This window comes from Pseudomonas sp. 2995-1, assembly GCF_002742505.1.
Taxonomy (GTDB): domain Bacteria; phylum Pseudomonadota; class Gammaproteobacteria; order Pseudomonadales; family Pseudomonadaceae; genus Aquipseudomonas; species Aquipseudomonas sivasensis.
Genome location: NZ_LJSA01000332.1, coordinates 281,739 through 300,145, shown reverse-complemented (window position 1 = coordinate 300,145; position 18,407 = coordinate 281,739). Strand labels below are relative to the sequence as shown.

The 18,407-nt window shown below is 61.7% G+C and carries 16 protein-coding genes; 12 read left to right on the top strand and 4 right to left on the bottom strand.

The features are described 5' to 3' along the window. Nucleotides 1-116 precede the first annotated feature (116 nt). The 3 genes from AOA61_RS10360 to AOA61_RS10350 all read left to right on the top strand — a co-directional run bounded on the left by AOA61_RS10360 (nt 117) and on the right by AOA61_RS10350 (nt 2,666). Complete coding sequence (locus AOA61_RS10360) at nt 117-899, top strand: sulfite exporter TauE/SafE family protein (RefSeq protein ID WP_032884198.1); 783 nt, start codon at nt 117-119, stop codon at nt 897-899. 65 nt (nt 900-964) lie between these two features. Beyond that, nucleotides 965-1,777: a prolipoprotein diacylglyceryl transferase gene (gene lgt / locus AOA61_RS10355; protein WP_032884196.1), complete on the top strand. Its 813-nt coding sequence runs from the start codon at nt 965-967 to the stop codon at nt 1,775-1,777. A 55-nt stretch (nt 1,778-1,832) separates the two neighbouring features. After that, on the top strand, nt 1,833-2,666 hold the full coding sequence (locus AOA61_RS10350) for a thymidylate synthase (protein WP_015886389.1): 834 nt from the start codon (nt 1,833-1,835) through the stop codon (nt 2,664-2,666). A 55-nt stretch (nt 2,667-2,721) separates the two neighbouring features. Here AOA61_RS10350 and cadR read toward each other — a convergent pair whose 3' ends face one another. Beyond that, a complete protein-coding gene (cadR, locus tag AOA61_RS10345; RefSeq protein WP_032884195.1) occupies nt 2,722-3,162 on the bottom strand; it encodes a Cd(II)/Pb(II)-responsive transcriptional regulator in 441 nt (146 codons plus the stop codon). 85 nt (nt 3,163-3,247) lie between these two features. Here cadR and AOA61_RS10340 point away from each other — a divergent pair, with 85 nt between their 5' ends. The 7 genes from AOA61_RS10340 (at nt 3,248) to AOA61_RS10310 (ending at nt 12,261) form a co-directional block, all read left to right on the top strand. Then, nucleotides 3,248-5,506: a heavy metal translocating P-type ATPase gene (locus AOA61_RS10340; protein ID WP_032884194.1), complete on the top strand. Its 2,259-nt coding sequence runs from the start codon at nt 3,248-3,250 to the stop codon at nt 5,504-5,506. 16 nt (nt 5,507-5,522) lie between these two features. Continuing rightward, nucleotides 5,523-6,386, top strand: coding sequence for a LysR family transcriptional regulator (locus AOA61_RS10335; RefSeq protein WP_099601710.1), 864 nt, complete (start codon nt 5,523-5,525; stop codon nt 6,384-6,386). Between the two features lie 237 nt (nt 6,387-6,623). Then, a complete protein-coding gene (locus tag AOA61_RS10330) occupies nt 6,624-7,688 on the top strand; it encodes a putative 2-aminoethylphosphonate ABC transporter ATP-binding protein (RefSeq protein ID WP_032884191.1) in 1,065 nt (354 codons plus the stop codon). Between the two features lies 1 nt (nt 7,689). Further along, the gene (locus tag AOA61_RS10325; protein ID WP_099601709.1) at nt 7,690-9,396 is read left to right on the top strand and encodes a putative 2-aminoethylphosphonate ABC transporter permease subunit; all 1,707 of its coding nucleotides are present in this window, start codon (nt 7,690-7,692) and stop codon (nt 9,394-9,396) included. A gap of 19 nt (nt 9,397-9,415) precedes the next feature. Then, nucleotides 9,416-10,438, top strand: coding sequence for a putative 2-aminoethylphosphonate ABC transporter substrate-binding protein (locus AOA61_RS10320; RefSeq protein ID WP_099601708.1), 1,023 nt, complete (start codon nt 9,416-9,418; stop codon nt 10,436-10,438). A 135-nt stretch (nt 10,439-10,573) separates the two neighbouring features. Continuing rightward, nucleotides 10,574-11,707 carry a TIGR03364 family FAD-dependent oxidoreductase gene (locus tag AOA61_RS10315; protein ID WP_095185148.1) on the top strand — a complete coding sequence of 378 codons (1,134 nt, stop codon included), beginning with the start codon at nt 10,574-10,576 and terminating at the stop codon, nt 11,705-11,707. Continuing rightward, the gene (locus AOA61_RS10310; protein ID WP_099601707.1) at nt 11,707-12,261 is read left to right on the top strand and encodes a phosphonate degradation HD-domain oxygenase; all 555 of its coding nucleotides are present in this window, start codon (nt 11,707-11,709) and stop codon (nt 12,259-12,261) included. The genes AOA61_RS10315 and AOA61_RS10310 overlap by 1 nt, the downstream gene beginning before the upstream one ends. Here the strand turns inward: AOA61_RS10310 and AOA61_RS10305 are convergent. Together AOA61_RS10305 and AOA61_RS10300 are read right to left on the bottom strand one after the other, a co-directional pair. Beyond that, nucleotides 12,258-13,625 (bottom strand): DUF3482 domain-containing protein, encoded by a 1,368-nt coding sequence (locus AOA61_RS10305; RefSeq protein WP_032884183.1) that lies wholly within the window; start codon nt 13,623-13,625, stop codon nt 12,258-12,260. The two genes, AOA61_RS10310 and AOA61_RS10305, sit on opposite strands and share 4 nt — an antisense overlap. Further along, on the bottom strand, nt 13,618-14,997 hold the full coding sequence (locus tag AOA61_RS10300; RefSeq protein WP_099601706.1) for a DUF2868 domain-containing protein: 1,380 nt from the start codon (nt 14,995-14,997) through the stop codon (nt 13,618-13,620). Before AOA61_RS10300 ends, AOA61_RS10305 begins: the two co-directional genes overlap by 8 nt. 69 nt (nt 14,998-15,066) lie before the next feature. On the opposite strand from AOA61_RS10300, the gene AOA61_RS10295 reads away from it, so the two are divergent. Next, nucleotides 15,067-15,579 carry a dihydrofolate reductase gene (locus tag AOA61_RS10295; protein WP_099601705.1) on the top strand — a complete coding sequence of 171 codons (513 nt, stop codon included), beginning with the start codon at nt 15,067-15,069 and terminating at the stop codon, nt 15,577-15,579. Nucleotides 15,580-15,657: 78 nt separating this feature from the next. Here AOA61_RS10295 and AOA61_RS10290 read toward each other — a convergent pair whose 3' ends face one another. Beyond that, nucleotides 15,658-17,049, bottom strand: coding sequence for an L-cystine transporter (locus AOA61_RS10290; RefSeq protein WP_099601704.1), 1,392 nt, complete (start codon nt 17,047-17,049; stop codon nt 15,658-15,660). A 242-nt stretch (nt 17,050-17,291) separates the two neighbouring features. Between AOA61_RS10290 and AOA61_RS10285 the strand changes: the two genes are divergently transcribed. Further along, the gene (locus AOA61_RS10285) at nt 17,292-18,353 is read left to right on the top strand and encodes a phosphorylcholine phosphatase (RefSeq protein ID WP_095185144.1); all 1,062 of its coding nucleotides are present in this window, start codon (nt 17,292-17,294) and stop codon (nt 18,351-18,353) included. Nucleotides 18,354-18,407: the final 54 nt, after the last annotated feature.

Sequence of the window (18,407 nt, the reverse complement as noted above, 5' to 3'; positions counted from 1 at the left end):
GATTCCCTTTTGTGTTTTTTGCCACTCTACCCACACCGGCAGCGGTGTTCCATCGTATCCAGTTGGGCCGCATGCCTTCCATCCGTTAACATGCCGGACTTGATTCGGGGGCTCCCATGGAATTTCTGCTGTATTTGCTGCTGGGCGCCTGTGCGGGTGTACTCGCCGGGCTGTTTGGCGTGGGCGGCGGGATCATTATCGTGCCGGTGCTGGTGTTCAGCTTCACCTTGCAGGGCTTCGACCCGCAGGTGCTGACTCACTTGGCCGTAGGCACATCCTTGGCGACGATCATCTTTACCTCGGTCAATGCCGTGCGTGAGCACCACCGACGTGGCGCGGTGCGTTGGCCGATCTTTGTGTGGATGACCGTGGGCATCCTGATCGGTGCAGGTTTCGGTGCGCTGACCGCCGAGGCGATTTCCGGTCCGCATTTGCAGAAGATCATTGGCGTGTTCGCGCTGATCATCGCCGTGCAACTGGCCCTGGAGGTCAAGCCCAAGGCCAGTCGCACGGTGCCAGGCAAGGTCGGCCTGACCCTGGCAGGCACGGTGATTGGCTGGGCTTCGGCCATTTTCGGCATCGGCGGCGGCTCGCTGACCGTGCCGTTTTTGACCTGGCGCAGCGTGCCGATGCAACAGGCGGTGGCCACCTCGTCCGCCTGTGGCCTGCCGATTGCCCTGGCCAGTGCATTAAGTTTCATGATTCTGGGCTGGCATGACCCGCTGTTGCCCGCTCATAGTCTAGGGTTCGTGTATTTACCGGCGCTGCTGGGCATTGCCCTGACCAGTATGGTGTTTGCCCGCTTTGGCGCACGCCTGGCGCATCGGTTGTCGCCGCGGTTGCTCAAGCGGTTGTTCGCCGGCTTGCTGTTTTGCGTAGGCTTAAACTTTTTGCTGTAACGCAGACTTAATCGCGCCCGGGCATGGTCCGGTCGCCATAACGCATGATTTAACGAGGAGTCGCAATGCTGCCTTACCCGCAGATCGACCCGGTGGCTCTGGCCATCGGTCCGCTGAAAATCCACTGGTACGGGTTGATGTACCTGATCGGCATCGGCGGCGCCTGGCTGCTGGCCTCCCGCCGCCTGAACCGTTTCGACCCGACCTGGACCAAGGAGAAACTCTCCGACATGGTCTTCTGGCTGTCCATGGGGGTCATCGTCGGCGGGCGTCTGGGGTATGTGCTGTTCTACGATCTGTCCGCCTACATCGCCAATCCGACACTGATTTTCGAAGTGTGGAAGGGCGGCATGGCGTTCCACGGCGGGTTTATCGGCGTAATGATTGCTGCCTGGTGGTTCGGCCGCCGCAATGGCAAGTCGTTCTTCCAACTGATGGACTTCGTTGCGCCGCTGGTGCCGATTGGCCTGGGCGCCGGGCGTATCGGTAACTTCATCAACGCCGAGCTCTGGGGCAAGCCGACCGACGTGCCGTGGGCCATGGTGTTCCCGCCGTTCAGCGACCCGGCACAACTGCCGCGCCATCCGTCGCAGCTATACCAGTTCGCACTGGAAGGTGTGGCACTGTTCCTCATTCTGTACATTTTCTCGCGCAAACCACGCCCGACCATGGCCGTTTCCGGCATGTTCGCGCTGTTTTACGGCATCTTCCGTTTCATCGTCGAATTCGTACGTGTGCCGGATGCGCAATTGGGCTACCTCGCGTGGGGCTGGCTGACCATGGGTCAGGTGTTGAGCATCCCAATGATCCTCGTGGGTCTGGGCCTGCTGTGGTGGGCGTACAATCGCCCGCAGCCGCTGAAGAACACCGCGCTTTAAATTCGAATGCCGGGGCCTGCGTGCGGGCTCCGGCTTCAACGATACGGGTACTTACATGAAGCAATATCTCGAACTACTGAACGACGTCGTGACCAATGGCCTGACCAAGGGCGATCGCACCGGCACCGGCACCAAGGCCGTGTTCGCCCGTCAGTATCGGCATAACTTGGCCGACGGCTTCCCGCTGCTGACCACCAAGAAGCTTCACTTTAAAAGCATCGCCAATGAGCTGATCTGGATGTTGAGCGGCAACACCAATATCAAGTGGCTCAACGAAAACGGCGTGAAGATTTGGGACGAATGGGCCACCGAAGACGGCGACCTGGGCCCGGTCTACGGCGAGCAGTGGACTGCCTGGCCGACCAAAGACGGCGGCACGATCAACCAGATCGACTACATGGTGCACACGCTCAAGACCAACCCCAACAGCCGTCGCATTCTGTTCCACGGCTGGAACGTCGAATACCTGCCGGACGAAACCAAGAGCCCACAGGAAAACGCGCGCAACGGCAAACAAGCTCTGCCACCGTGCCACCTGCTGTACCAGGCGTTCGTGCATGACGGCCATCTGTCGATGCAGTTGTACATCCGCAGCTCCGACGTATTCCTTGGTCTGCCGTACAACACCGCTGCCCTGGCGTTGCTCACCCATATGTTGGCGCAACAGTGCGACTTGATCCCTCACGAGATCATCGTCACCACTGGCGATACCCATGCCTACAGCAACCATATGGAACAGATCCGGACCCAGCTGGCGCGTACGCCGAAGAAGCTGCCGGAGTTGGTGATCAAGCGTAAGCCGGCGTCGATCTACGATTACAAGTTCGAAGATTTTGAGATTGTGGGCTATGACGCTGATCCAAGCATCAAGGCCGATGTCGCTATCTAGCGTCTGACGCCGTCCAATGTGGGAGGGGGCAAGCCCCCTCTCACATTTGGCCCGTTTAATGGCCGTGGCTTCTGCCTACATGTGAGGGCTCAGCCTCGCTGGCCTGCATACTCCCGCTGACCTCCAACTGCTGCAAAATCCCACAGTGATCCCCGCCGCCACAGCGTTGGCGCAAGTCCAGCAACTGCACCTGCAACGCCAATAGCCCGTCGATCCGCGCTTTCACATGGTGGATATGCTCGTCGACCAACGCATTCACGCTTTCGCATTGGTCCTGTGGACTGTCGCGCAGGCTGAGCAGGCTGCGGATTTCTTCGAGGGTCATGTCGAGGCTGCGGCAGTTGCGGATAAAGATCAGCCGCTCGGTGTGCGCCTGGGTGTACACGCGGTAGTTGGCGTCGGTGCGCGCCGGCGGCGGCAGCAGGCCTTCTTTCTCGTAATAACGGATGGTTTCCACCTGACAGTCAGTCAGTTTGGCCAATTCGCCGATCTTCATCGCAGCAATCTCCAAATGGGTGCTTGACCCTATAGTGGCTACAGGGCCTTTACTTGGCAACAGGCACCTTTACGGACGCGACCGAATGAGCGACTCCATCCACACCCCGCATAAACACGATCACGATCACGATCATGATCATGGCCCTAAGAAACTCACGCCTGTGCATAACCACGGCCACGGTGGTGCCTGCTGTTCCGGCACTCCAGCACCCGAGTTGGTGCAATTGAGCGAAGCGCCCACCGCCGGCTCGCGCCTCAGCACCTTCCGCATCGAAGCCATGGACTGCCCCACCGAGCAAACGCTGATCCAGAACAAACTGGGCAAGTTGGCGGGTGTGCAGCAATTGGAATTTAACCTGATCAACCGCATCCTCGGCGTCACCCACGACTTGCCGAGTACCGCGCCGATCATCGATGCCATCAAGTCTTTGGGCATGCAGGCCGACCCGATCGAGGAAGGTACCCCGGCTGCCGAACCGCCTGCCAAAAAACACTGGTGGCCGTTGGCTTTGTCCGGCGTCGGTGCGTTGGGCGCCGAAGTGCTGCACTTCACGAATGCCGCGCCGACGTGGGTCATTGCCCTCGTGGCGCTGGTGTCGATTCTCAGCGGCGGCCTCACCACCTATAAAAAGGGCTGGATCGCCCTGAAGAACCTCAACCTGAACATCAACGCCTTAATGAGCATCGCCGTGACGGGCGCGATCCTGATCGGCCAGTGGCCGGAAGCCGCCATGGTGATGTTCCTGTTCACCGTCGCCGAGCTGATTGAAGCCAAGTCCCTGGACCGTGCGCGCAATGCCATCAGCGGCTTGATGCAGATGACCCCGGAGCAGGCCACGGTGCAGCAGGCCGACGGTAACTGGGTTGAGCAGGAGGTTAAAAGCATCGAACTGGGCGCCATCGTCCGGGTTAAACCCGGCGAGCGCATCGGCCTGGACGGTGAAGTCACCGCAGGTCAATCCACCATCGACCAGGCGCCGATCACCGGGGAAAGCCTGCCGATTGAAAAAACTGTGGGCGATAAAGTCTTCGCCGGCACCATTAACCAAGCCGGCTCCCTGGAATACAAAGTCACGGCAGCGGCCAATAACTCCACACTGGCGCGGATCATCCACGCCGTCGAGCAAGCACAAGGCGCACGGGCTCCGACCCAGCGCTTCGTCGACAGTTTTTCCAAGGTCTACACCCCGGCCGTCTTCCTGTTTGCCTTGGGTGTAGCGATTATTCCGCCGCTGTTCATGGCCGGTGTCTGGTTCGACTGGATCTACCGCGCCCTGGTGCTGCTGGTGGTTGCCTGCCCCTGCGCGTTGGTGATCTCCACTCCGGTGACGATCGTCAGCGGCCTGGCGGCGGCGGCGCGCAAAGGCATCCTGATCAAGGGCGGCGTGTACCTGGAGGGTGGTTACAAGCTCGACTACCTGGCGCTGGACAAGACCGGCACCATCACGCACGGCAAACCGGTGCAGACCGATTACTTGGCGTTGTTCCCAAACGTCGAGGACAGCGCACCGGCCCTCGCCGCCAGTTTGGCTGGGCGTTCTGACCACCCGGTGTCGTTGGCCATTGCGAATGCGGCTGTGGATAAAAACCTGCCGGTGCACGTTGTGGATAACTTCGAAGCCCTGGCCGGTCGTGGTGTGCGCGGCGATATCAAGGGTGAGACTTACCACCTGGGTAACCACCGTCTGGTGGAAGACCTCGGCCTGTGCTCGCCTGAGCTGGAAGAAAAGCTGTTCGCGCTGGAGAAGCAAGGAAAGTCCGTGGTGTTGCTGCTCGATAAGTCCGGCCCCCTGGCGCTGTTCGCCGTGGCCGATACCGTCAAGGACAGCAGTCGCGAGGCCATTCAGCAATTGCACGAGTTGGGCATCAAAACCCTGATGCTCACCGGCGACAACACCCACACCGCCCAGGCGATTGCGGCCCAGGTCGGCATCGACCAGGCTCAAGGCGACCTGTTGCCCACCGACAAACTGCAAGCCATCGAAACCCTCTACGGCCAAGGCCACCGGGTGGGTATGGTCGGCGACGGCATCAACGACGCCCCGGCCCTGGCCCGCGCAGAGATCGGTTTTGCAATGGCCGCCGCCGGTACCGACACTGCCATCGAGACTGCCGACGTGGCGCTGATGGACGATGATTTGCGCAAGATCCCGGCATTCATTCGTTTGTCGCGGCAAACGTCGAGTATCCTCAAGCAGAACATCGCCCTGGCGCTGGTGATCAAGGCGATCTTCCTCGCGGTCACTTTCCTGGGGATGGCCACCATGTGGATGGCGGTCTTCGCCGACATGGGCGTGAGCCTGCTGGTGGTGTTCAATGGCCTGCGCCTGTTGCGCAAATAAACGATGAGAGGGCGGTGTGCTGAGTGCTGAGCTGAAGGCGTTTTTTATGGTCGCCCGCCTGGGCAGCATTACCCAGGCGGCGAAAAAACTCGGCCTGAGCCAGCCCACAGTCACCACCCAGATCCGCAACCTGGAAAGCCAGTACGGCGTTGAGCTGTTCTACCGCGGTGGTCGCCGCCTCACGGTCAGTGACGACGGCGCCCGGTTGCTGCCGATGGTCAAGGCGTTGTTGCAGCAGGAAGCGGACATCGAGTTTTTCCTGCGCAACAGTGGTCAACTCCAGGGCGCTTTGCGCATTGCCGCGACAGCGCCGTATTACATCCTCGACCTGGTCAAAGCCTTTCGCGAACGCCTGCCCCATGTGGAGGTGTCGGTGGACATCGGCAATTCTCAGCAGGTACTCGAAGCGCTGGACGATTACCGCGTAGACGTCGCCGCCTCTTCGCAGTTGCTGGAAGACCCGCGCCTGATCCGCCGCGTATTGGGCACTGATCCTCTGGTGTTGGCGGTGCATCGCAATCATCCCCTGGCCAAGCTTGATCATGTGCCATTGACTGCCCTGGCCGGACACACCTTATTGATGCGCGAAGCAGGTTCCACCACCCGACGGCTTACCGAGGAAATGCTGCAGGGTGCTGGGGTGAGCTATGGGCCGTTGCTGGAGATCGGCAGTCGCGAGTCAATCCGGGAGGCGGTGTTGCGCAATATCGGTATCAGCATCATTGCTCGACAGGAAGTGCCCCATGATCCGCAGTTGCGGGTGTTGACCATTGAGAATGCGCCGCAGATTCTGGAGTACCTGTACTGCCTCAAAGAACGAAAAGGCGCTCGCCTGCCGGCGGCGTTTCTAGGGTTGGCGCAGGAAATGTCGCCAATTTAGAGGTTTGGTGGCTGCCTTGAGGGCCAATCGGGGGCAAGCCCCCTCCCACACTTGGGATGTGTTCGCAGATTAAAATGTGGGAGGGGGCTTGCCCCCGATTGCGGTAAACCAGGCACACCCCTCCAAATCACCTACACAAATCCACCAATACCACTATCACTCCCTTTTGCCTTTTTGCCACAAGAGGGACGCATTGCCCGCCTAGCATGGCCTTCATCAGTTCGATGAGGTGCCACCATGAACACAGTCCTGACCCAACCCGGCGCGCCAATGAAAGTGCGCGGTATCCAGAAACGCTTCGGCGCCTTTACCGCGCTGGACCACGTGTCCCTGGACGTCGCCGCCGGCGAGCTGGTGTGTCTGCTGGGTCCGTCTGGCTGCGGCAAGACCACCTTGCTGCGTTGCATCGCCGGCCTGGAGCGCCAGGACAGCGGCGAACTTTACCTGGGTGATCGCGATGTTTCCCTGCTGCCACCTCAGGCGCGGGACTACGGCATTCTGTTCCAGTCCTACGCGCTGTTTCCCAACCTGACCATCGAAGCGAACATCGGCTACGGCCTCACCGGCAGTGGTCGCGATGAAGTGCGCCAGCGTGTCGGGCAGATGCTGGAACTGGTCGGTCTGGTCGGCAGCGAAAAGAAATACCCCGGCCAGCTGTCCGGCGGCCAACAGCAGCGCGTTGCCCTGGCCCGCGCCTTGGCGCCGGCCCCTTCGTTACTGCTGCTGGACGAACCCATGTCCGCCCTCGACGCCCGCGTGCGTGAGCACCTGTGCACCGAGCTGCGCCAGCTGCAACGGCGCTTGGGCATCACCACGCTGATGGTCACCCACAACCAGGACGAAGCCATGTTGATGGCCGACCGTATTGCCGTAATGAACAACGGTAAGGTCGAGCAATACGCCACGCCCCAAGAAATTTACGACCGCCCGGCCACGCCGTTCGTGGCGGAGTTTGTCGGCCAGGGCAACTGGCTGCCGTTCAGCCGCAACAGTGCCAGCCATGCCCAGGTCGGCGGGATGAACATGCGCTTGGCCGAGGATGCCGGTGTGGCCACGTCCGGCCGCCTGTTCTGCCGACCGGAAGCCATCAGCGTCAACCCGCCAGTGCATGAAGAAAACCTGTTCGCGGCCAAGGTCCGCGAGATTACCTTCCTCGGCAACCGCTGCCGCATGAGCTTTGAACTGGACCAACTGCCTGGCCACCCGCTGCTGGCTGAACTGGCCCCGGAGGCGATGCCGCGCCTGGGCGCCCAAGACATCTGGGTCGCCTTGCCGCCGCGCAGCCTGCAGGTGTTTGCCTGAGATGGCCGCTGTCATGACCCTGCCGCGGCAAGTTTCCCGCGCCGAAACCGGCGACCGTATTTTTGTGCTCGGCGGCAAACTGCTCTGGCTGTGCCTGCTTAGTGTTGCCGTGTTGATGCCGCTGCTGGCGATCTTCTGGCGCGGCTTTAGCAGCGAGGCCGGGCAGGGCGGTGGCCTTGTGGCCGCTCGGGATTTAATCACCAGCGAGAACTTCCACTGGCTGCTGGGCAATAGCCTGAAAGTCTCCCTCAGCGTGGCGGCCATCGTCGTACCGCTGGCCTACCTGTTTGCCTACGCGCTGCAACGCACGTTGATTCCAGGCAAGGCGATCTGGCGAGGCCTGTCGCTGCTGCCGTTGATGGCACCGTCGATGCTGCCGGGCATTGCGCTGGTTTATCTGTTCGGTAATCAGGGCATGCTGCGCGGGCTGCTTTCGGACAACATCTACGGCTTCTGGGGGATTGTGCTCGGGGAAGTGATCTACACCTTCCCGCACGCGTTGATGATCCTGCTGTCGGCGCTGTCCCTGGCGGATGCGCGGCTGTTCGATGCCGCCTCTAGCATGGGCGCCAGCCCGGCACGGGCGTTTCGCAGCATCACCTGGCCGGCCACGCGCCAGGCGGTGTTCGCCGCATTCTGCCTGGTGTTCACCTTGACCATTACCGACTTCGGCGTGCCCGTGGTGGTCGGTGGTGATTACCAGGTGCTGGCGTTGGAAGCCTACAAGGCGGTGGTCGGCCAGCAACAATTCGGTCGCGGCGCGTTGATCGGCATGGTGTTGCTACTGCCGGCGCTGTTCAGTTTTGGCGTGGATGCGTGGTTGCGCCGGCGTCATGGTGACGCCATGAGTGGCCGTGCCCAGGTGTTCCAGCCCACGCCATCGCGGGTAAGGGATGGCTGCTACCTGGCCATCGTCCTACTGATCTGCGCCGTGTTGCTGCTGGTGTTCGGCATGGCGGTGTACTCCTCGCTGGTGAAATTCTGGCCGTACAACCTGTCGCTGTCGCTGAACCACTACCAGTTTGAAGACACGGCGGGCGGCGGCTGGCTGGCCTATCGCAACAGCCTGCGCATGGCCTTGTGCACAGCACTGATTGGCAGTGTGCTGATCTTCACCGGCGCCTATCTGATGGAAAAAACCAAAGGTCAGAAGGGCCTGAACCTGGCGCTGCGCATGCTCAGCTTTGTCCCGATGGCCGTGCCGGGTTTGGTGCTGGGCCTGGGCTACGTGTTCTTCTTCAACCTCAACGGCAACCCGCTGCACGTGTTCTACGGGACCATGACCCTGCTGGTGGTGTGCACCATTGCTCACTATTTGACCACTGCGCAGATGACCGCCACCACCGCGTTGCGCCAGCTGGACGCCGAGTTTGAAGCCGCCGCGCTGTCGCTCAAGGCGCCGCTGTACCGTCATTACCTGCGCGTAACCGTGCCGATCTGCCTGCCGGCGCTGCTGGACATCGTGCGCTACCTGTTTGTGTCGGCGATGACCACCGTATCGGCCGCGATCTTTCTCTACAGCCCCGACACCATCCTCGCCGCCGTCGCCGTGTTGAACATGGACGACGCCGGCAATGTGGGCGGCGCGGCGGCCATGTCGACCCTGATCCTGTTCACCTCGGCCGGCGTCTCGCTGCTGCTGGCGTGGGCCTCACGTGGCGCGCTGCGCCGATCCCAAGCCTGGCGCCAGACCGCGCCCGGCCAATAACCCTTAAAGGAGGTATTCCATGTTCAAGCCCCTGGCGCTGGTCGCTGCCGTACTCACTGCATTCAGCCTGAATGCCTTCGCCAAGACCGAACTGACCGTGTACACGGCCCTCGAAGCCGAGCAGTTGAAGACCTACAAAAAGGCCTTTGAGCAAGCCAACCCTGATGTTGAAATCAAGTGGGTACGCGACTCCACCGGCATCATCACGGCCAAGCTGCTGGCCGAGAAAGATCGCCCGCAAGCCGACGTGGTGTGGGGACTGGCGGCCTCCAGTCTGGCGATCCTCGACCAGCAGGGCATGCTCGACAACTACGCGCCGAAGGACCTGGACAAGATCGGCAAAAACTACCGCGACGCTGCCAACCCCCCGGCCTGGGTCGGCATGGACGTGTGGGCCGCGACCATCTGCTTCAACACCGTCGAAGCCGAGAAACAGGGCCTGACCAAGCCGGTGAGCTGGCAAGACCTGACCAAGCCTGAGTACAAGGGCAAGATCGTCATGCCCAACCCGGCATCGTCCGGCACCGGTTTCCTGGACGTAAGCGCGTGGCTGCAGATCTTCGGCGAGAAACAAGGCTGGCAGTACATGGACGACCTGCACCAGAACATCGGCCAGTACGTTCACTCCGGTTCCAAGCCTTGCAAGCTGGCGGCTTCGGGGGAATTCCCGATTGGTATCTCGTTTGAATACCCGGCGGTACAGCTCAAGCGCCAGGGCGCGCCGCTGGATATCATCCTGCCCAAAGAAGGCCTGGGTTGGGACATTGAAGCGACTGCCGTGATCAAGGGCAGCGCCCATGCCGACGCGGCGAAGAAACTGGCGGACTTTTCTGCCAGCCCTGCGGCGATGGAGTTGTACAAGGACAACTTTGCCGTGCTCGCCCAGCCGGGAATCGCCAAGCCGCAGACCGAATTGCCAGCGGACTACGAGCAGCGTTTGATCAAGAACGACTTCGGCTGGGCCTCCAAAAACCGCGACAGCATCCTGACTGAATGGCGTAAGCGCTATGACGGCAAGTCGGAGAAGGTAGCGGGTCAGTAAGGTTTTCGTTAGGGCTGATGGCCCTAGCGGGAGCAAGCCCCCTCCCATAGTCGACCGAGTTCCTGCATGAGAATGCGGTCAACTGTGGGAGGGGGCTTGCCCCCGATGGCGGTCTTGAAAACAGGACATCACTAAATGACACACCACAGCGACCTGCTGATCATCGGCGCCGGCATCCTCGGCCTTTCCCACGCTTATGCAGCCGCCAAACGCGGCCTCAAGGTCAAAGTCTTCGAGCGCAGCGCCACGCCGTTGGGCGCCTCGGTGCGCAACTTCGGCCAGGCTCTGGTCACCGGCCAACCACCGGGGCCGATGCTCGACCTGGCGCGGGAAAGCCGTGCGATCTGGGGGCAGTGGGCGCAAGTCGCCGGGCTGCAACTTAAGCGCAACGGCTCGTACTTGTTTGCCCGCACCGAAGCTGAAGAACACCTGCTGGAAGCCTTCTGCGCCGGCCGCGCGCAGGAGTACGGCTATAACGTCGAGTTGCTGCAAGGCGCAGCAATGAAGGATCTGTACGGCGGCCAGTTCCGCCACCACCGCGCCGCGCTGCACGGCAAGGACGATCAACAGCTGTATTCGCGCGAGGCGATTCCGGCGCTGATCAACTACCTGACGCAAGCGCTGAACGTGGAGTTTCATTTCTCCACGCTCGTGCGCGACGTGGAGCCGGGGCAACTGCACAGCACGGCGGGGAGCTTTCGTGGCGAGCAGATCATCGTCTGCTCCGGCCACGATTACCAAACCCTGCTGGCCGAATCGATTGCGCCGCTCAACCCGCAGGTCTGTCGCCTGCAAATGCTGCGCGCCCGGCCGGTGCTCAACCTGAACCTGCAACACGCCTTGCTCACCGGTCTCAGTTGCGTGCATTACGGTGCTTTCGCCGACTTGCCGGAAGCCGCGCCGGTGCAGGCGCAGATCCTTCGCGAAGCACCGTACCTGCATGAGCATGGCATTCACTTGCTGATCAGCCCGACGCCTCACGGCGAACTGATCATCGGCGATTCCCACGAGTACGGCAGCGATGCGTCGCCCTTCAACGCCGAACAGGTCGACGACTGGATGATCGAACTGGCCCAGCAGACCCTGGGCTGCAAGATCCAGGTGGTGGAGCGTTGGCAGGGCGTTTATGGCTCGCGTGGACCGGCGCCGTTTTCGTTCTTGCGGGCGGCGCCAGGCGTGAGTGCAGCGTTGATGCACACCGGCGTGGGCATGAGCGTGGGACCAGCGATGGCCGAGCGCAATATCCGCGCGTTGTGTGGGGAGGCGTGATGAACCGGGAACAGGTGATTACCGACGTCTTCGGTTTGTACGAACAGCACGGCACGGCGGACTACATCGGCGAGCCGGTGTCGCAGATCGAACACATGTCCCAGGCCGCGCAGTTCGCCATGGTAGAAGGTTTCGATGATGAAGTGGTATTGGCAGCGTTCTTCCACGACATCGGCCATCTCTGCGGCCAGGGCGGCGCGAACATGGGCGGTTATGGCGTGGTCAGCCATGAGCGGTTGGGGGCGGATTACCTGCGTCGGGCAGGGTTCAGCGAACGCATGGCCAGGCTGGTGGAATATCACGTGCAGGCCAAGCGCTACCTGACCTTCAGTCAGCCGGATTACTACGCGCGCCTGAGCGAAGCCAGCCGTCGAACCTTGGCTTATCAGGGCGGCGTGATGACGGCCGATGAGGCACGGGCCTTCGAGCAAGACCCGCTCTGTCACGTCAGTCTGCGCATGCGCCACTGGGACGAACAAGCCAAGGACATGCACGTGCCGCTGCTCGACCTTGAAGTGCTCAAGGCCAAGGCTCGCAAGGTGCTGGCAGCTTAGGTCTCGTCGAGGCGTTGGGCGAGGGCCTCGATTTGCTCTTGGCGTTCAGCCTGGCTCAGCTTGGCGTGGGGGTTGAGCGACGACCATTGCGGATGGGCACGGGCCTTGTGCAGCGCCTCCGGCAACTTGCCTTCGCGCCAGGTTTTGTCCTGGGGCGTATCGACCTTGATGCTGTGCATCGCCGCGTGGCCGCGCACGCTCAGGGCCTTGAGCAACTGGCGTTGGCGCAGGGCGAGCAGGCGCAGGACGCTATCATCGACGGTCAACTCGCGTTGGCCCTTGATCTTGCCCAGCAGGCGGCTGCCATAGCTGCGCGCGGTTTGCAGCGCGCCCCCGGCGATGGCACCGGCCAGGGCAGCGGCGCCCAGCGTCAGCCCGCCAACCAGTAGATCCACGCCGGCACCCGCCGCCGCGCCGGCAGCGATCCCGCCACCCACGCGCACGCCGAGTTGCTTGAGGGTTTCCGGGTTGAACAGGTCGTCGCCCCAGCGGCCATCCAGCAGCGGCAAGTCGCTGGCGGCCGCGTCTTGTGGGCGGAAACCGAACAGCTTGAGCAGGGCTTCCACACATTTTTGTTCGCGCTGGCGTACGGCCTTGCGCAAATCGCCGATGGCTTGCTGCTCATCTTCAGTGACCACGCTGCGCCTGCACGCGGCGCAGTCGATCAATAATTCGGCGATCAACCGCGCTGCGCTTTGCTGGCGGGCCTGGCGTTGGGCTTGCTGATCAAGGACCAAGCGTTCCAACTGCGGTCGTGCGTTTTCCAGCAGCAGGGCCAGACTTTCATACAGACGGCGCTCGCCGTCTTCCGGCGGCGCGACGCTGTCGAAACGCACCAGCGCATGCAGGCCGAGGCGGGCCAGGGCTTCGCGCCAGTCCGGTTCGCGGTGGTCGCTGCTGCTGACGAAATTGAGCACCGGCAGCAAGGGTTTGCCGCAACTGGCCAGCACTTGCAGCTCATCGCGGTACTTGGCCAGCACCGGCTCGCGGGCATCAATCACATACAGACCGGCGTCCGAGGCCAGCAGTTGGCGCAGCACTTTGGCTTCCTGCTCGAAACGCTGGCGCGCTTCGCTGCCTTCGAGGAACCGCGCCAGGCGCGCCGGGCCGTCCAAGCGTTCGCCAGGTCGGTCGAGACGTTCCAGGTAATCAAGCAGGGCGATGGCATCTTCCAGGCCGGGTGTGTCGTACAGCTCCAGCAGGGCTTCGCCGTCCACCGACAGGCGCGCGCCTTCCACATGCCGCGTGGTGCTGGGACGATGGGAGACTTCACCGAAGCCCACATCCCGGGTCAGGGTGCGCAGCAGCGAAGTTTTGCCCACGTTGGTGTGGCCGACCACGGCGAGTTTCAGCGGTTTAGTCATGACCGGTCTCCAGCCAGTTCAACGGCGCGCAGTCGGCGAAGGGCAGCTCCAGCTGATGCAGCGCGGTGTGCCAATCGCCGAGGCGTTCGGCATCCAGCGCTTGGCCGGGCGGCGCTTGCAGCAGCCAGACGCGGGTGGCTGCGGCGCTGCGCGCGAGTTCGGCGATCAGCGCGAGGCTGCCGCGATCCGGCGAACGGCGCGGGTCGCAGGCGATGGCCAGGCGCGCGGGCGGGAAGCGGGTGAGCTGTTCCAACAGCTTGTTGCGCGATTCACGGCTGTCGAGGATGCCGGCGTTTTTCACTTGGGCTGGTAGCTTGGGCGGCCAGGGGTGTTGGTCGTCCAGCTCGATGGCCACCAGCAGGGCGCCGTCGCTTTCCAGCTCGCTGACGCCGCCGGTAACCTGGTGCAGTTGCTCGGGCGCGGCGTCGTTGACGCCGAGGCGTTCACTGCTTGGCATCAGGCGTTCACGCAGTTGGCTATAGCCCGGTAGGTTCAGGTCCAGACGCAAGGCCGCGCGTCCTGCTTTCCAACGCCACAGGCACAACAGGGCGAGGATGAGTCGGGGCAGCAGGCCGTAGACCAGCAACACGCCCACCAACCAAGCGGCCCAGGCTTGGCGGGCGCTTTCGATATTGAGGGCGGAGTCGCCGCTGGCGCGGATCATCTCGACGGTCGGTACATTGAAACCAAGCACAGCGGGCAGGGCGCCGAGGGCCTGGGTGACGGCGACGAAGGTGTCGGCACCGAGAATGGTGGTTTCCCACACAAAGCCGTAGCGCCTTGTGGCGAGCAGTGTCAGCAGAATGACCAGCGCGCTGAGCAATGCCAGCAGCCACAGTCCGTTGACCAGCACACCGACTGCCCAGCGATTGAGTTTCTGGCGCTGCAACAACAGCAATAACGCCGGGGCCAATTGCGCGGCCTTGGCGTCACGGGCGAGTTTTTCACTGAGCCACAGCCATAAGCGACCAAGGCTGGCGCTGTGCTCTCCAGCAAACAGCAGGCCCAGTGCCCAGCTTATCAACAGGATCAGGTTCAAACCGAGCAGGCTGCCCAGGGCCCAGAACACATTCACCGGGGTCAAGCCGTTGCCCAGTGCCGCGAAGGCCAGCCCGGCGCCGCTGATAACGGCGACTAGCGCCAGCAGCACCAGTGCCAAACGCGCACCTTGCAGCCAGCGGGTGAGGGCGGCAGTCAGCCCATCGCGCTCGGCCAGATGCAAGGCGCGATGCTGGATGCGCGTCGGCAGATCGCCGCCAGCCGTGCGGGCCAGGCGGTTGGCTTCCAAGTCTTCCAGAGCGCCTGCGTGTTCTTCACGCAGGCGCACGGTTTCTGTCAGCCAGAGTTTTTGCAGCGGGTTCAGTGCAGTCACGCGCCGTCCTGTTGAGCAAGTGAGGTTGGAGCATAACCGCTAGGTCTTGGCTCTGGTATTCTCGTCGCCATGAAAAAAACTCTCCCTTTAAGCCTGATCGCAGCCCTCGGTGAAAACCGCGTGATCGGCGTCGATAACAGCATGCCCTGGCATTTGCCGGGGGATTTCAAATATTTCAAGGCCACCACCCTTGGCAAGCCAATCATCATGGGGCGCAAGACCTGGGATTCTCTGGGTCGACCGCTGCCTGGGCGCTTGAACCTGGTGGTCAGCCGTCAGACCGATCTTAAGCTTGAAGGTGCGGAAGTTTTTCCGTCACTCGATGCCGCCGTGGCGCGGGCTGAAGCTTGGGCGCTGGAGCAGGGCGTGGATGAGTTGATGCTGATCGGTGGCGCGCAGCTGTATGCGCAGGGGCTGGAGCAGGCGGATCGGTTATATCTCACGCGCGTGGCGCTGAGTCCGGAAGGGGATGCGTGGTTTCCGGAGTTTGATGCGGACCAGTGGACGTTGGTTTCCAATCTGCCAAACCCAGCCGAAGGTGATAAGCCGGCTTACAACTTCGAAGTCTGGGAAAAAGTCTAAAAGCATCGGGGGCAAGCCCCCTCCCACATTGAAGTGCATTCCAAATGTGGGAGGGGGCTTGCCCCCGATGACGGTCTATCAGGCCTGCGCTAACTCCGCATGCTCATCTGCATCCAACAACGCCTTGTCCGTCTGCCCCATGATCTGGCTGGTAATTGCCCCTGCCGTCATCGAACCATTCACGTTCAACGCCGTACGGCCCATGTCGATCAGCGGCTCCACGGAAATCAGCAGCGCCACCAGTGAGACCGGCAAGCCCATGGCCGGCAGCACGATCAGCGCGGCAAACGTCGCACCGCCACCCACGCCAGCAACACCGGCCGAACTCAGGGTCACAATCGCCACCAGGGTCGCGATCCATAGCGGGTCCAACGGGTTGATGCCCACGGTCGGCGCCACCATCACCGCCAACATGGCCGGGTAGAGGCCGGCGCAACCGTTCTGGCCGATGGTCGCGCCGAACGAAGCAGCGAAACCGGCGATGGATTGCGGAATGCCAAGGCGGCGAGTCTGCGCCTCAATGCTCAGCGGGATAGCCGCCGCGCTGGAACGGCTGGTGAAGGCAAACGTCAGCACTGGCCAGACCTTGCGGAAGAAGCGCAGCGGGTTGATCCCGGCCAGCGACAGCAGCAGGCCATGCACCACGAACATCAGGCCCAGGGCCAGGTACGACACCAGCACGAAACTGCCGAGCTTGATGATGTCTTGCAGGTTGGAACCGGCGACCACTTTGGTCATCAGCGCCAATACGCCGTACGGGGTCAGTTTCATCACCAGGCGCACCAGACGCATCACCCAGGCTTGCAGGGTGTCGATGGCGTTGAGCACTTTCTGGCCTTTTTCCACGTAATCCTTGAGCAGTTGCAGCGCGGCAACCCCCAGGAATGCAGCGAAGATCACCACGCTGATGATTGACGTTGGCTTGGCGCGGGCCAAGTCGGCAAACGGGTTTGACGGCACAAACGAGAGCAGCAATTGAGGGATGTTCAGGTCGGCGACCTTACCTGCGTAATCACTCTGGATCACTTGCAGGCGCGCCATTTCCTGGGTGCCGGCCACCAGGCCCTCGGCGGTGAGGCCGAACAGGTTGGTCAAACCGATACCGATCAATGCCGCAATCGCGGTGGTGAACAGCAGCGTGCCGATGGTCAGGAAGCTGATCTTGCCCAAGGACGCTGCGTTATGCAGGCGCGCCACAGCGCTGAGGATCGAGGCAAATACCAGCGGGATCACGATCATTTGCAGCAACTGCACGTAGCCGTTACCGACTAGGTCGAACCAGCCGATGGAGGCCTTGAGCACCGGGTTGCCGGCACCGTAAATGCTGTGCAGCGCCACACCAAACGCCACGCCCAGGACCAGGGCAAACAGAACCTTCTTGGCGAGGCTCCAGTTTGTGCGACGGGTTTGTGCCAGGCCCAATAGCAGGGCCACGAACACGAGTAAGTTGAGAATCAGGGGCAGATTCATTGAAGCTCCGTTGAGAAGGCAGCCAATCGCGTGAGCCTGCGATTGCGAACCGGAAATCCTAACAGCTTGAAATATATTGATTTAATACCAATATGGAATGGTGACTGTCGTTTTTGGAATAAGCCTTTGACGCTCAGGCGTATGCCGTTGGCGGGATCAGGACGCGCGCGGTCGCGCTCAACATGGGAACTGTCACGAGGATTTGTTAGCGTCGATGTCTTTCACTCAGGGAGACAACGTCTATGAAGCTCGCGCCGAAACTACTGGTATCCGCCGCACTTTGCCTGGGACTCGCCAGCCAGGCGTTTGCCGCCACGGAGTTGAAACACTGGCCCGCACCTGCGGCCAAGCAACTGAACGACATGATCGCCGCCAACGCCAACAAGGGTAACTACGCGGTGTTCGACATGGACAACACCAGCTACCGCTACGACCTCGAAGAGTCCCTGCTGCCCTACATGGAAAACAAGGGCCTGATCACCCGCGACAGCCTTGATCCTTCGCTCAAGCTGATGCCGTTCAAAGACACGGCCGACCATAAGGAAAGCCTGTTCAGTTACTACTATCGACTGTGCGAAGTGGACGACATGGTCTGCTACCCCTGGGTCGCCCAGGTGTTTTCCGGCTTCACCCTCAAGGAACTCAAGGTTCAGGTGGATGAGCTGATGGCGTCCGGCAAGCCCGTGCCGGTCAGCTATTTCGAAGGCGACGTGGTGAAGAAGTCCGAGGTGCAGCCGCCGAAAGTCTTCACCGGCCAGACCGAGCTGTACAACAAGCTGATGGAAAACGGCATCGAGGTGTACGTGATGACGGCCGCTTCCGAGGAACTGGTGCGCATGGTCGCGGCGGATCCGAAGTACGGCTACAACGTCAAACCTGAAAACGTCATCGGCGTGACCACCCTGCTCAAGGACCGCAAGACCGGCGAGCTGACCACCGCCCGCAAGCAGATCACCGCCGGCAAATACGATGAGAAAGCCAACCTCGGCCTGGAGCTGACCCCCTACCTGTGGACCCCGGCGACCTGGATGGCCGGTAAACACGCGGCGATTCTCACCTACATCGACGAATGGAAAAAACCGGTGATCGTCGGCGGCGACACGCCGACCAGCGACGGTTACATGCTGTTCCACGATGTAGACGTCGCCAAGGGCGGCGTGCACCTGTGGATCAACCGCAAAGACAAATACATGACCCAACTCAACGGCATGATGGCCAAGCATGCTGCGGCGCAGGCCAAGGAAGGGTTGCCGGTGACGGCGGATAAGAACTGGGTGATCGTCAAGCCGGATGAGATTCAATAACCACGGCTCTACGCCGGTAAATGTGGGAGGGGGCTTGCTCCCGATAGCAGGGTG

Coding starts and splice junctions, on each gene's coding strand:
- AOA61_RS10360 (WP_032884198.1), top strand. CDS start 117: ATGGAATTTCTGCTGTATTTGCTGCTGGGCGCCTGTGCGGGTGTACTC.
- lgt (WP_032884196.1), top strand. CDS start 965: ATGCTGCCTTACCCGCAGATCGACCCGGTGGCTCTGGCCATCGGTCCG.
- AOA61_RS10350 (WP_015886389.1), top strand. CDS start 1,833: ATGAAGCAATATCTCGAACTACTGAACGACGTCGTGACCAATGGCCTG.
- cadR (WP_032884195.1), bottom strand. CDS start 3,162: ATGAAGATCGGCGAATTGGCCAAACTGACTGACTGTCAGGTGGAAACC.
- AOA61_RS10340 (WP_032884194.1), top strand. CDS start 3,248: ATGAGCGACTCCATCCACACCCCGCATAAACACGATCACGATCACGAT.
- AOA61_RS10330 (WP_032884191.1), top strand. CDS start 6,624: ATGAACACAGTCCTGACCCAACCCGGCGCGCCAATGAAAGTGCGCGGT.
- AOA61_RS10325 (WP_099601709.1), top strand. CDS start 7,690: ATGGCCGCTGTCATGACCCTGCCGCGGCAAGTTTCCCGCGCCGAAACC.
- AOA61_RS10320 (WP_099601708.1), top strand. CDS start 9,416: ATGTTCAAGCCCCTGGCGCTGGTCGCTGCCGTACTCACTGCATTCAGC.
- AOA61_RS10315 (WP_095185148.1), top strand. CDS start 10,574: ATGACACACCACAGCGACCTGCTGATCATCGGCGCCGGCATCCTCGGC.
- AOA61_RS10310 (WP_099601707.1), top strand. CDS start 11,707: ATGAACCGGGAACAGGTGATTACCGACGTCTTCGGTTTGTACGAACAG.
- AOA61_RS10305 (WP_032884183.1), bottom strand. CDS start 13,625: ATGACTAAACCGCTGAAACTCGCCGTGGTCGGCCACACCAACGTGGGC.
- AOA61_RS10295 (WP_099601705.1), top strand. CDS start 15,067: ATGAAAAAAACTCTCCCTTTAAGCCTGATCGCAGCCCTCGGTGAAAAC.
- AOA61_RS10290 (WP_099601704.1), bottom strand. CDS start 17,049: ATGAATCTGCCCCTGATTCTCAACTTACTCGTGTTCGTGGCCCTGCTA.
- AOA61_RS10285 (WP_095185144.1), top strand. CDS start 17,292: ATGAAGCTCGCGCCGAAACTACTGGTATCCGCCGCACTTTGCCTGGGA.